The sequence below is a fragment of the Variovorax sp. 20P10.2.4 genome (assembly GCF_058244205.1).
On record NZ_JBZAYE010000142.1, the window covers coordinates 1 to 14298 of the forward strand.

Below are 14298 nucleotides of genomic sequence, written 5' to 3' on the forward strand. Positions count from 1 at the left end.
GCGCCCGCCAGCACCGCGATCACCGCGACGACGAGCAGCGCGGCAACGACGGCCATGCCGCGCTGCCCATGCGCCGGCCGGGCGCACGCTTGTCTTTCGCGAGCCTGCCTTCGCAGGCCCGCGGGCCGCTCCCGGACGCCATCCATGTCCGGGCCCTAGAGTTGCCAGGAACCGATGTCGGCGTTGGCTTTCTCTCCACCCGGCTCGCCATCGGCACCGAGCGAGAACACGTCGATCTCGCCGTTGGTGCCGGGGTTCAGGTACTGGTAGGGCTTGCCCCAGGGATCGCTGGGAAGGCGCTCCAGGTAGTTGCGCCAGTTGGCCGGGATCTTGCCCGAGCTCGGCTTCTCCACCAGCGCGCGGATGCCCTGGGAGGCGCTGGGGTACTCGCCGTTGTCGAGCCGGTACAACTTGAGCGCCTGCATGATCGCGCCCACGTCCTGGCGCGCCGCGATGGCGCGTGCCTGGTCCGGTCGGTTCATGAGGTTCGGCACGATCAGCGCCGCGAGCACGCCCATGATCACCAGCACCACCATCAGCTCGATGAGCGTGAATCCCTGCTGCGGCGCTTGGCGCAGATGCGTCCGTCCGAGAATCCCTGCGGCCATGTCGTTCGCTCCAGTCGCTACCGTTTGCAGCAGGAAATCATGGCGGGGCCGCGTGTCAGGCTGATGGAAAGAACTCGGGAGGATTCGCGCGCCCTGGCGCACCGCATGAGTCGTTTTGCTCTACCCCGGTGCCCTTTCATCTCGAACATGTCGAGCGAAGACGTCACATTCGCCGCTCAGGCGCGGCAGTGCCGCGCGACCGGCTGCGCCGCGGCGGAATTCGGGCCGGCCTGCCGGCGTGTTTTTCGCGGCGCCGGCGCGGTGGTCGCGCGCAGTTCGATCCCCGCATGCACCGTCTGGCCCGTGGCCTGCGCGCAGTGCGCGAGCGCCTGGCGCAGCGCCGTGTCGACGCTGCGCAGCGAGATCTGGTGCCGGTCCGCGACTTCCTGGCGCGTCTTCTCCTCGAGCCGCAACGCGACCAGCACGGCGCGATGGCGGCGCGGCAGGTGCTGCATGGCGCGGTCGACCGCGTGCACGTCCGAGCGCGCCTCGGCGATCGACTCCGGGCCCGGCGACCGATCGACCAGGAACTCGAACAGCGCCTCGCCATCCTCCACATGCGGCTGCGGACGGTTGCGGCGCAGGCAGTCCACCGCCACGTTGCAGGCCGTGCGGTAGACGTAGGCCTCGGGGTTCTGCACCGCCGGCGCGGCCATGTCGCCGAGCCGCAGCCAGGCGTCGTGCAGGCTGTCGCTGGCCAGGTCGGCATCGCCGAGATGGCGCAGCAGGCGCCGGTGCAGCCGGCCGTAGTTCGCGACCAGGAACTCGCGCAACGCGCTGCCCGCGTCCTCGTGCGCCTCGCGGTCCGTATGGCCGCCGGCCTCCGGCGACTCCAGGCACAGCCAGGGACTCATGTCCAACATGGGAACCTCCGCATCCAGGGTCTCGTGGGATCGCTCGCGCCGTGCCGCGCACGGGGGCGCGCGGCACGGCATGGGCGACCGACTGCTACTTGCCTCGGCGCAGCTCGCGCTGCTCGGCCTCGGTCAGCTTCGACATCACGGCCGGGTCGAAGGCATCGCCGTGCGCCGCGATCTGCACGAAGCTGCGCGGGTCGTAGGGGATCGGTGCCTTGCCCTGCAGGCCGGCACGCGGTGGCGGCGGTGCCTGCTTGCCCTCTTCGGCCGGCTCGTTGCCGAAGCCCAGCACGCGCACCGTGAACACCGACGGCAGGTTCTGCCGCGCCATGGCGCGCTCGCGCTGCATCGCGTCCTGCGCGGCCGCGACCGCGGTGGAGGCCGCCGCGCTGGCATTGGTCAGCGCGGCGACGTTGACCGCCGCGACCACCGGGATGCCGGTCGACTTGCCCTGGCTCACGATGTTGTCGGCGTTCACCACGTGCAGCGCCGCGATGTTGACGTCGCCCGAGACCCGGATGCCGGCTTCGCCCGCGTCGATGGTGCCCAGCGGCGCGATCAGGTCGATGTCGCCGGCCGGCACTTCCGCGATCGGCGCCAGCGTCGCGATGCCCGCGCCCGTGCTCGGCACGTCGGAGGACAGCGTCACGTTGCCCCACGTGTCGTACTCGCGCTTGGGCGGCGTGTAGACCACCGTGGTCTTCGAGCCGCGGCCCGCGTTGATGTCGCCCTCGGCCGACCAGGCGAGGATGCTGCCGCCGAAGGTGGTCATGATCCGGCTCTGGCCGAGCAGGATGTCGTCGAGCGCATAGAGATGGATGTTGCCCGCGCCCTGCGTCACGAGTCCCGGCACGACACCCGGCAGTGCCACCGGCGCCTGGCCCTCGACACCGAAGATCTGGCTGCCGCCCGGCGTCAGCGTCTCGATGTCGCCGCCGAACAGGGTGTTGACCCCGGCCGCGCCGTACATCGTGATGCCGCCCTGGTAGACGATGGGCCGCGCCTGCGCATCGGCCGTGGGGAACAGCGCGGCGATCGCGTTGCGCCCGCGCAGGTAGCTGCCCTCGCGGGCGTTGCCGGCCTCGTTGTATTCGCGGCCGCCGGCCTTGAGCTCGGCGAAGTACACGCCGCGCGCATAGACGCGCTGCTGCTCGGGCGAGAGCCGGTTGAAGACCGTCAGGGCGTCTTCCGAGCCGTCGTAGCCGTAGCGGTCCTCCAGCCAGTTCACCAGGTGCAGCTGGCTCGCCGCGCGGTAGTCGTTGCGCAGGATGCGCTTGGACAGGCTGCTGTCGGCGTCGCGGCGGGCCTGCAGCTGGTCGAGGAAGGCCGGCGCGTCCTTGTCCTCGCCCGTGAAGCCATGCACCGCGCGCAGCCAGTCGGCCAGGCTCAGCCTGCCACTGTAGACGTAGGGCACCTTGCCCGGCTGGCTGGCCAGCGAGGCGCCGCTGTCCGCGAGGTTCGCGGGGTCGAGGTAGCGCCGCAGGAAGCCGGTGTAGTCGGCCCCCTGGCTGCCCAGGCCGGCCTGCATCACGATGCCCGCGCCGGGCCGCGCGTCGCCGGGCACCACCGGGCCGATGCTGCGCACGGCGGTTTCGCCGTACACGGGCACCCCTTGCAGGGTCTGTCCGACCTGCCCCGCCATCAGGATGTTGCGGCCCGCGCTGATCTCGAGCGTGCCGGGGCCGGCGACGTCGAAGCTGCTGTAGAGGATGTCGCGGCCGGCCTGGACGATGGAGACGTCGGTGGGGTCGTTGTGGACGAAGAGGTTGCCGGTTCGGGTGCCGGAGCCGGAACCCGAAGAGGTCAACGACAAGTCGTCCGAAAGAAACGGCGGTGCTTGCCCGAGCACGGACCCGGAGCGGACGATGTCGCGCCCGGCACGCATCCAGACCGGACCTGAACCCTCGTACCACGTCTGTCCGGTCCGTCCCCCGCCCGTGAACGCCAGGGTTCCGCCACTCTCGAGGCCGAGGATGTCGCCGTCTCGTGCATACAGTCGCGCCGGTGCGATCGTTGTGCGAATGGCAGTTGCTGCCGTGTCGGGGCCGAAGACGAACAACGGATATCTCCCCCCCCCGTCAAGTGCCGGGAACACGCCATCCCCTGACAGGTTGTCTGTTTGCAGGGTCGGCGTCGGATTTCCATTCGCCGGTTGGAAGGCGATGAAGGCAGGCCTCAACGGTGTCGGCAATGCATCCGTGCCGGCCCCGGACAGACTCACGACATAGCCGCCGGCATAGATGGAGTCTCCCGCCAGAAGGCGGAGTTCAGCGTTCGTCGAGGGCGCGAGCAGGAGCGATTGGCCCAGCGTCGAATCGCCTCGCAGGAACAAGCTGCCCGAGGCAGCCACTGCATTGAGCTGCGATGGGTAGACCAGCCGGCCGTCCGTCGCGTCGAAGTCGCGCCGCGGCGTGCCTTCGGCAGCCTTCACCACTGGCGTCACGGGCGTGAGATCCCCCCCGCCGGACATCAGGTTGATGGCGGTGTTGTTGGTCCACAGCGAGAACCAGCCTTGGCCGCCCGATTCGTAGCGCGTGCCATCGAAGGTATAGGGCAACAGGTACGGCAGCGGCGCGCGTCCCGGATCGCCGCTGCCCGCCACGACCAGGTCGCCGCGGGTGTCCAGCGTCGCGGTGGCGTCGCCCAGCTTCAACACGAGCCCGCCCGTCGCGGTGCCGAGCGTGGCCGTGTAGGGATCGTAGGCGCGAACCTCGCGGGCATCGGCGTCGGAAGGGCCGCTGCGGTAGTACGTCAGCGCGATGCCTCCCAGCTCGCCGGCCTGCATCTGCACGGCACCGCGCAGGTTGGCCAGCACGCCATTGAGGTTCAGGTCCTGTGTGCGGTAGAGATCGGGAGATGCGTTGGGATCGCCAGCGGGGTTCGAGGCACGTGCCTGCAATCCGGCATTCAGGTTGCCGCCGATGCGCAGTTTCAGATCGCCCCCTCCCGTGAGCATCAGGCGGCCGTCGGCGGTCACCCGCCCGGTGCTCCCCACGGCCAGTGCCAGGCCTTCGCTGCGCGGCCTCGCACCGGCATCGCCGCCGCGACGCGAGGTCAGGCCGGCATTGCCGCCCACCTCGATGTTCAGGTTGCCGCCTCCCAGGGTACCGATGCCGGTGAAGCCGACCAGTTCCGGGATCGCGATCACCTCCGGAACATCCGTGAAGTGCAACCCGACGTCCGTGTTCATCGCAGCGGATCCAGGCACATAGGTCCCGAAATTGATCCACCAGGCCGTGGCGATCGGGTCCACGCCGGCCGTGCCGCCGCTGGCCTGGCGCCACAGCCAATTGCCGATGTCGGCGCTGCTGCGTTGGGGGCGCAACTCCTGGCCGGCAGAACGCGGTTCATAGCGCGCGAGCAGGTCGCCCCTCAGATCGCCTCCCGCGCGCAGCAGCAGGTTGCCGCCGCCATCGGGATACCAGGCCGCATAGGTGCTGTTCGTCTCGCCGTCGACCAGCGATTCGTAGATCGAACCCGCCGAAGGCAGGCCCTCGGGCGGCACGGCCGAGTTCTTGGTGCCGAGGTAGGTGCCGTCGGCCGCCTTGCCGCGCGCCCGGTCGAAGGCACCAGCCTCGCCTCCGGCGCGAGAGGCCGTGGACGTGCCCGCCGTGTAGATGCCGTAGAGCGAGTGCGTGGAGACATCGCCGCCAGCGATCAGGTCCAGGTCGCCGGTCCCGGTGCGAAGCACGCTGAAGTTCTGTGCCAGCTGATGAACCTTGATCACCCCGCCGGGAACCCATTTGTCCGGTGTGCCGGGAATCTCGGGCGTCGCCTCGCCGAGCGAGATGCAGATGCCCGGATCCATGCAGGCCGACTGCAGATCGTCCGAAACGGGCGTGCCAGGCTTGAAGCCGTAGACCTCCGCGCCCAATGCGTCCCATATGTAGCGGACTCGCACGCAGATGCCGGCGTCCATGCAGGCCGACTCCAGATCGGCAGGAACCGGCGTGTTGGGTTCGAAGCCATACACCTCCGCACCCAGCGCGTCCCAGTACCACTTTCCCCCCGGCTGCGCCGGCGTGCCCGGCTGACCCGGAACCAGCGTCTTCTGGCGCTGCTCGTACAGGCTGTAATGCGTATCGGCCAGCACCAGGCTGGCCTCGGTCCACGGCTGCACGGTCCGGGTATCGGCCGCGGCGGTGTCGGCACCGGCCACGAGGCGCAGCGACCACGACAGCGAGCCTTCGGGCAGCATGGCCCCCACCGCCCAGTTGCGACCCATGCGGCCATCGGTCACCGTGCGCAACGGCACCGACAGTGCATCGCCCGGCAGCTTCACGTCGGTCATCGACGGAATCAGTGCCCCCGTCGGCAAGGCCAGGTTGCCGGCCAGCAGCACCGCCCAACCCGGCAGCGGCACGCCGCGCGGCCAGATCATCGCCTTCAACGCGGCCTGCGCCGGCAGCACGCTGCCGGCATCCAGGCGCGCGCCGGCGGGCAGGGTCACGCCCTGCCGCAACACCGTGCCGGCGGGGTACAGCACATTGCCCGCGGCATCGCGCACCGTGGCGCGCAGCACGGTGCCGGCCGGCAATGCCAGGGCCTCGTTGAGCGTCGCCGACACCGGCACGACGGTGCCGGCAGGCAGCATCAGGTCCTGGATCGGCAGGTCGTAATTGAGCACCTTGCCGCCCACGAAGCGCGTGCCTTCCGCGAGCGTGACGCCCGGCCCCGGCACCACCACGTCGCCGCCGAAGGCCTGCACGCCCGGGGTCAGCACCCAGCCCTTGTCGTCGGGCGTATCGGGCGGCGGCGCGAAGCCGTCGTTGATGCTGCCGTAGATGGAGAGATTGCCGCCCGCGCGGATCGCGAGCGCGCCCGGCTCGCCCGAGCCATAGACGCCGGTCTTTTGCACGTGCGGGTTGAGGCTGGCATAGCGGTAGCCCGACAGGTCGATATCGCCGCTGACGACCATCGCGCCATCGGGCGTGGCACTCACGATCTCCACGGCCGGCCGCAGATGGAAGGCGTCGCGATAGCTGGCGTTGTTCAATCCCGCGAGCTTGCGGTTCAGCAGGTCGGCATTGGCCAGGGCCTTGTCGATGAATGCCGTGCTGTCGCCGTGCTTGCGGTTCAGGTAGTCCTGGTCGATCACCTGGTAGGGCCGGCCATCGGCGGACAGGTCGAGCACCGGCCTGCCGTTGGCATCGAGCACGGGCTGGCCGTTCGGGCCCTTGACTTGGCCGTACTCGGCGTCGGCATAGCGCTGCACCGCATTGACCGCGATCGACCGCGCGCCCCGAATGTCGAGCCGGCCGCTCGCGTCGATCGCGATATCGCCATAGGTGGCCGCTGCGCTCGTGCCCGCGCCGCCCGCGCCATCGATGCGCGGCGCATACAGGTCCAGCGTGCCGCGCTCGCGGCCGTCGTACAGCGCCGGACGCGCCTTCACCCGCGCATCGTCGGTGCCGTGGCGCAGATCGATGCGCGCGCCTTCAGCCAAGGTCAGCAGGCCGTCGCCCGAATTGAGCTCGACCATGGCCCGGTTCGGGCTGTCGATGATCTGACCATGGCTGTCCAGCCGCAGCTGCGTGCCGTGCGCGTCGAGCACGGCGCTGCCCGCCAATGTCAGGCCCTGCTTCGCGGCCAGGCGGATGCTGCCGACGCGCTCGCCGCTGGCATCGACCGTGCCCGCCACCGTGAGATGGCCGTTGTCCACCGAGACCTCGACCTGGCTGGCCTTGAGCTCGTTGCCGATGGTCAGGCTGCCCTGCTTGAGCTGGAAGCTGCGCAGTCCGAACACCTCGCCGAGGTTCAGCCGCTGGTTCAGCGCCGCGAACTGCTGGTCCAGGCTGCCGGCGCCGCCCAGGCGCTGGGCCCGCAGTTCGATGCCGCCGGCCAGGTAGGGCACCAGGGTGCCGCCCGCGTTGTAGCGGCCGCTCGCGCCGCCGAGGATGCGGCCCTGCAGGTCGACCAGGCCCGCGGCCTCGTCCAGTGCGATGGCGGTCAGGCGGCCTGCCTGGTTGTTACGGGCCGAGAGATCGATGACCGACTCCGCGGCCTGGCGGATGTTGCCGCGGCGGCTTTCCAGCGTGGCATCGCCGCCCCAGCTGTACTGGGTGGCGGCCGGGTCGTCGAAGAAGGCGATGCTGCGTCCCGCCAGGTCGAGGCGCGCCCGCGGGCCCAGCACGAGGTCGGTCTCGGCGGTGAGCGTGAGCTTGCCGCTGGGCAGCGCCACGGTGGTGTCGAGGTTCAACGCGCCGCCGGCCGTCAGCGACAGCTCGGCGCCCAGCGCCTGGATCGGTGCCGCATCGGCGGCGCCCGCGGCCGGCGCGGCGACGGAGATCGCTCCGCCCGCCTTGATGCGGTTGACCGAGCCCGCCTCGCCGGTAAACAGCGGCGTGACGATGTTCAGGTTCCCGCCGCTGTACTGGTAGCCCTTGCCGGCCACGTACTCGCCCTGCCGCTGGTAGACCGCCAACGTGCCCTTGTTGTTCGCGGTGATGCGCTCGCTGGCCGCGAGATTGACGTTGGCGAAGCCCAGCACCTGGCGGTCGAGCGCGCTGATGCCGTCGGGCTGGCCATAGGGGCCATAGCCGAAGCTGATGCGCTCGGCCTGCAGGTCCAGGCTGCCGCTTCCCGTGCCGGCGCCATCGGCCACCACCGCGCCGGGCTGTCCGGCCGCGCCGTTCCAGATCAGGTGGCCGGTCTGGATCCGGGCCGTGTCGCCAGCGCCGCCGTAGCCATAGATGGCCGGCGTGGTCAGCATCAGGTTGTCCAGCCGCGACTTGCCGTTCGCGTCCAGCGTGGACAGGCTCACGGAGCCGAGGAAGTTCAGCGAACCGCCCGCGATCAGTTCCAGCGTCTCCAGCGCCGGCGCGCCGGCCTCGGTGTCGCCCTGCAGCAGGCGGTCCATCACCTGCTGGTTGAGCGCGAGGCCTGGCGCCAGCGCACCGCGCGCGCTCGCGGCGGCCAGCGATTCGGCGCTGCCGACATTGAAGGCGCCGACCGCGAGGCTCAGATGGCGCGTGCCGTAGCGCACCGCGCTGTCGAGTTCGAATTCGTTGTCGGTGGCGAAGGCGATGCTGCCTTCCGAATACAGGCGGGTCGTTCCCGTGCAGTCGCCCGACGCACAGACGCCGACGCGGATGGGGCCCGGCGACCCGTTGTCGGTTTTTCCCGGCGCCAGCCATTGCAGGCGACCGTTGGAGACCGCCACCACGCTGGTGATGCCAGGCTGGTAGATGAATCCGTTGCCCGAGTCGTAGGCAGCCGCACCTTGCCCCAAGGTGCTGATGACGGCGCCGCGCTCGATCTCGATGGGCGCGCTGTCCACCGCGTTGCCTTGGGTGATCAGCATCACTTCGGGCGCCGTGAGCACCGCGCCGCTGCGCACGACGATGCCGCGGGCCGGTGCGGCGCCGAGGTTGAAGCGCACGAGGTTGCCCCCCTGGCCATACACCGCCAGCGGCATGCCGCCGATGGCGATCCGGTTCACGTCGATCTTGCCGAGGTCCGCGGCTCGCAGCGCGGCGCCGTGCGCCATGTCCGGGGCACCATCACCCAGGATCTCGATCGTGCTGCCGAGCACGGCCAGCGTGCTGCCATACCCGTCCTTCGCCGGATTGCCGAGCACCGTGCCGTCGAACCGGAAGCTGAGCTCCTGCCGGTTCGCCGTGCGGTCGGCCAGTTCGAGCAGCAGGGCCTTGGCATCCGCCTCGAACTGGGCGCGCGGCACGCCGAGCCGCGCGGCATCGGCGCGTACGAAATCGGCATAGGAGGTTTCGTTGTACTGCGAGTAGGTGCGCAGCACGTCGGCCGGTGTCAGGATCACCTGGCTGGCCAGGCTGTCGCCGATGGAAGTACCCGCCACCGACAGGCGGCCCGCGGTGGACCACGAGCGATTGCGCATCGCGATAGGCGTGGCCGGCACGCCCTGTTCGCGCAACCCGCCCGCGCCATTGATCTCCACGCGGAAAGCGCCCGGCAGCAGCGCATAGGTCGAGGGCATCAGCGTGTAGGTGCCCGCGGGCAGGCCGGGCACGCCCGCGCCGATGGTGATCTGCTGGCCCACGAGCGGGTCCACCGCGCCGGCTTCACCACCGATCGGGGCCTGGCCGGCCTGCTTGCCGGGCACGATCGCGTAGACCGGATTGCTGCCGAGTCCCGGCAGCGTGAAGCCGCCCTTCGCGTTGATCTGCACCAGCGGATTGAAACGCGCATCGGTGGAGCCGCCGCGTCCCGACACGAAGCCCGCGCCCGCGAGCGTGCCACCGCCCGACAGATCGATCGTGGCGCCTTCGCGCACGTCCACGTGCTCGCCCAGCAGGCGCACGCTGCCCACCGCGGCCGTGCCCACGCCCTGCAGCTTGACCTGCTCGCCGGCGTACTGCCAGGCCACGCCGTCGTTCGTGCCGCCATAGGGCATGACCAGGCCCGCCGCGCTGGCGGAGGTCTCGCTGCCCGCGAGCAGGTTCACGGCGCGCGTGATGCTGCCCGCGTCGCCGCCCTTGTTCACGCCGAGATTCAGCGCGCCCAGCGGCGCGCGCAGCACGCCGCCCTGATCGATCACGGCCGCGCCCAGCGTGAGGCTGCCGAACACCGAATACGGCAGCTCGGGCAGTTCGTCGGTGGTGCGCGCCAGCGTCAGGATGCGCTCGGAATCGAAGCCGGCGGTCTTGCCGCGCCAACCGGCATAGACCGCCGCCTCGACGCCGGTGACCGGATAGATCTGCGCCGCGGCCAGGGTCAGATCCCCCGGCGCGTAGAGCGTGCCCGAATCGAAGCGCAGATCCCCGCCGCTGCGCAGCGCGATCTGCGCGATGCCGCGCCGGTCGATCAGTTGGTCGTCTGCACTCGCAATGCCCGGAATCGTCAGCCGCCCACCACTGCCGAGGCCCTTGCCACCGCGCACCTCGAGCAGGCGGTCTGCTTCCAGGCTCAAGCTGCCCACCAGAGGTTGCCCGGAGACGTTCAGCCGCGAATCGCCATAGTGCATGCCCAATCGATCGATGCGCGCGTTCGAAGGGCCCTCGAGCAGCACGGAGGAAATCAGGCGCACGAAGGGTGCCGCCAACCGGACCCGGCTGTCCGCAGGCGCAGCGTCGGTCCATCCGAGCGCACCGGCATAGAGATTCAGCGCCTGACCCAGCGTCAAGGAAACGTTGCCATCGAAGGCGATCATGCCGCCGCTGTGCAGGGTCAGCGTATCGAAGCCGCCGGCCTTGACCTGATCGACGCCCAGGCGTGCATGGCCGTATGTCAATTGGCCTGCGGCCTCAGCAGCTTCGATGCCGACGGCCAGCGCTCCCGGCGCCTTCTCCTGGCCCAGCACCAGTTCGCGGATCTGGCGCATGAAAGCTGGCGTGGCTGGAGAGGTGTCGGCGACGACATTGAAGTTGGCGATGCTCACCGACAGCTGGCCACCCGCCGCCCCTGTACCACCGGCCAGCGCACGCATTTCGCCATCGAGGTAGAGGCCGTGGTTCGATCCGAGTGAAATCGACCCCCCATTGCTCGCCACCGCCACGCGGCCCTGTCCCGGCACGTCGAGAATTGCCTGGGCGCCGGAGGCATCGAGCAGTGCGCCTTCGCGCAGCACCACGAACCGGTCCACGGCCGAGCTGCTGCCGTCGCGCGGATCGACCTCGCCACCGATCACGATCTGCCCGCCATCGCCCACCAGGCCATAGCGGCGCCCCTGCACGTCCACCGCGATGGCGGCGCGCGCGGCCACGTCGAGCACGGCATGCTCGCCGATCCAGGCCGACAGCCCCTTGGCCTCGTCGGCGTTCAATTTCGCGGAGATGCTGCCCAGCTCGATGCGACCGCCCCAGGCATCGAGCCGGCCGTCCACGGTCAGTTGTCCAGCGCTGCGCAGCGCGATGGACTGCCCGGGGTCGACGGCCACGCGCGCATCGCGGCCGACTAGCAGCGTGGTCGAACTCGCGGTCGTATCGGCATCTCCAGCCTGCAAGGTCAGGCTGGCGCCGGCACGCCGGGTCAGCACGCCCGCCGTGGGATCCTCCTGATACAGCGGCGGTGTCCAGACCTCGAGCGCCGCGGAAGACGGACTGCCGGTCGGCAAATCCTTGGCGCCCGCCACGAGGCGAAACACCGACATCCTCGCCTCGACCTGTGCACCGTCGGCCACTGTCGTCCCGTGCTCGCCCACGACCTTGTAGGCCGAGAAGCCCTGGGTGAAGAAGTCGCTGTCCAGGCGCAGTGTCCCGGGTTCCGCGGGCGCATCGGGCGCGCCGCCGATCAGCACCCGCGCCGTCTGCAGATCCAGCGTGCCGCCGCCTGCAACCCCATGGGCGCGCAGTTGCCCTTGCAGGGACAGGACCCCGTCGACGGGCTCGGTGCCCGCGCCGGCGCTGGCGACACCACGGCCAGCCTGCAGCGTGATGTCGCCGCCCTTGCCGCCCTTGACACTGGCATCGCTCATGATCGCCGCGCCCGAGGACACGTCGATCAGCGAGCCCTGCGCCAGCGTGACGTCGCCCGTGCTGCGCAGCGAGACGCGCCCACCGTTCCGGTACGGCAGCGCGGCGATGTCCGCAGGGTCCTTCAGCAGGTTGCTCCACAGGCCCTGCGTGTCGACCTTGACGCCATCCGCGACGGTGACACCGGCCGTCACGCCATTCGGTGCCGCCAGGATGGTGTCTTCGATGCGAAGGTTGCCGCTGACCTGCTCAAGCACATTGCCCAGGCGGATCGTTCCGCCCGCGCTGCGGAGATCGGCCTTCACCTCGACCTGCGGCCCGTACAGCGTGATCTCGCCGGCCGGCGCCATGTGCAGCGCGCCCTCGACCGCGATGCGCCGGCCCGCGGCGATCCTGATGCCGCCAAGCTCGAAGCCGCTGAGCTGCGCGCTGTCCAGGTACAAGGTCGTGCCGCGGTCGTCGGGCAGCACGCCGTCCAGGCCCAGGCCTGCGGCGATCTTGCGCGCCTCTTCGGCGATGACCACGTTCTGCAGCGTGTCGGCATTGGCGCTCAGGCCGTACACCCAACTGCCGCTGCTCTTGACGTAATAGGGCACGTAGCTGCCCACCACCAGTTGGCCGCGGCGCGCCACCGCCTGCTGCGACTGGTTGTAGCCGTCGAGCGCGGCCTGCGCCGCCTGCGTCTGGCGGCTGCCCTGGAAGGTGTCGCCCGCGATCTCGCCCTCGAGCACCGCGCTCTTCGTGCCAATCACCAGCACGCCGGCATCGCGGCCCGCGGTGTAGCCGCTCTCCAATCGCCGCTGCGGGCCGATCAGCGGGTTGTAGAAGTAGTCGGTGGTGTTCTTGCCCCAGCGCGCGTGCTCGTCCTCGAAGCCCTTGTACAGGCCCTTGTAGAGCAGGTCGCCCGGCGCCCTCGACACTTCGTAGAGCCGGCCGTCCGAACCCTTGAGCCAGCTCTGCCTGAGAAAGCCGGTCTGCACATCGAGCGTGCCGCCCGACAGGTTGACCAGCGAGCCGCTCTGGGTGACGACGTCGTTGCCCGAGAACTGCACGATGCCGCCCTGCGCCATCCATTCGCCCACCGAGTGGCCCTGGGTGCCCAGATAGCCCGACACCTCGAGCAGCCCGCCGGCCGTGTACCAGCGGTCGCTGGCATAGCCGTTGGTGCCCTTGGGCACGAAGACCAGGCTGCGCCGGTCGATCCACACGTCGTTGTTGTTGAGGCTCTTGCCGTCCCGGTTGATCGGGGCATCGCGCTGTTCGTTGCCCTGGATGTTGACCTTGACGTTGTTGGACTCCATCGAGACCTTGACGCCGATGGCGCCCGAGACGTCGATGAGCGCGCCATCGCGCACCAGGCTGCGCCGCTTCGCATCGACCATCACCTGGCCGCCGGTGGCCAGCGTCAGCGAGCCGCCCTCGAAGTCGGCCGTGCCGCCGCTGCCGATCTCGATGCGCGAGAGATCCCTGCGGTCGTTGCCGGCCGCGACGATGTCGCCCGTGCTGTCGATGACCGGCGCCATCAGGCCCGCGCGCTGGCTGTCGAGCGCGGTGGCATTGCCGGTGTCCAGCACGATGGCCGTGGTGCTGCCCGCGCCCAAGGTCACCGTGCCGGCATCGCCGATCGCCTTCAGGTGGACCGTGCCGCGCGTGTTGACCGAGGTGCTGCTCAGGACCACGCCGTCCTGGCGCACCTCGCGCCCGGTCAGCGTGACATCGCCCAGCGGCGCCTGGATCAGCCCGCTGTTGACGACCTTGCCCGCCAGGCTGTCGGGGCCGAACGCGGGCGTCACCTCGTTGCCGCGCGTGGTGGAGAGCTGGTTGCCGGTCGAGCCCACGCCCTTGCGGATGAAGAAGCTGTCGCCGGCGGCGAGCAGCGTCTGGCCCGACGGCGTGCTGATCTGCCCGGCGTTGTGCACCTCGCTGCCCAGCAGCATCACGTAGCCGCCGCCCTGCGTGGCCGACTGGGGCGTGCGTGTGCTGATCTGCGCGCCGGCCTGCACCTCGACCTTGCCCAGCGCATCGGTGAAGCTCGCGGTGGTATCGCTGCCGTACACACCGCCGCCGCGGAACTGGTCGTCGGTGATCCTGGCCGCGGCGGCCACGAGGTTGCGCGTGTCGACCTGGCTGGTGCCCGAGAACACCACGCCGTTGCGGTTGGCGATCAGCACCGTGCCGTCGGCCTTGATCTGGCCCTGGATCCGCGAAGGGCGCGCCTGCGGATCGTTGACCTTGTTGAGCACGGCCCAGCTCGGGTCCTGCTTGAAATCGACCGTGGTGTTGCGCCCGACGTTGAAGGTCTCCCAGTTGAGGATCGCCTTGTCGCCGGTCTGCTGGATCGCGACGTTGGTGCGGCCATCGACCTGCGTCTGCACCGGTGCATTGGCGTTGTGCCAACCGGCGGTGAGGCTGTTGGTGTCGATCTCGAGGCCGCCCTCGGCCAGG

Annotated in this window: 3 protein-coding genes; all 3 read right to left on the bottom strand. The window is 70.1% G+C overall.

Annotation, left to right across the window (positions count from 1 at the left end):
• Positions 1 to 155: 155 nt before the first annotated feature.
• The 3 genes from gspG to AC27VN_RS15850 all read right to left on the bottom strand — a co-directional run bounded on the left by gspG (position 156) and on the right by AC27VN_RS15850 (position 14228).
• Positions 156 to 608: a type II secretion system major pseudopilin GspG gene (gene gspG, locus AC27VN_RS15840; protein ID WP_490877139.1), complete on the bottom strand. Its 453-nt coding sequence runs from the start codon at positions 606 to 608 to the stop codon at positions 156 to 158.
• Between the two features lie 176 nt (positions 609 to 784).
• The gene (locus AC27VN_RS15845; RefSeq protein ID WP_490877140.1) at positions 785 to 1471 is read right to left on the bottom strand and encodes an RNA polymerase sigma factor; all 687 of its coding nucleotides are present in this window, start codon (positions 1469 to 1471) and stop codon (positions 785 to 787) included.
• Positions 1472 to 1556: 85 nt separating this feature from the next.
• A complete protein-coding gene (locus tag AC27VN_RS15850; protein WP_490877141.1) occupies positions 1557 to 14228 on the bottom strand; it encodes a filamentous hemagglutinin family protein in 12672 nt (4223 codons plus the stop codon).
• Between the last annotated feature and the right edge of the window lie 70 nt (positions 14229 to 14298).

Bases quoted from the DNA above. Each gene is read 5' to 3' on its own strand.
- AC27VN_RS15845 (WP_490877140.1), bottom strand. From the start codon at position 1,471: ATGTTGGACATGAGTCCCTGGCTGTGCCTGGAGTCGCCGGAGGCCGGC.
- gspG (WP_490877139.1), bottom strand. From the start codon at position 608: ATGGCCGCAGGGATTCTCGGACGGACGCATCTGCGCCAAGCGCCGCAG.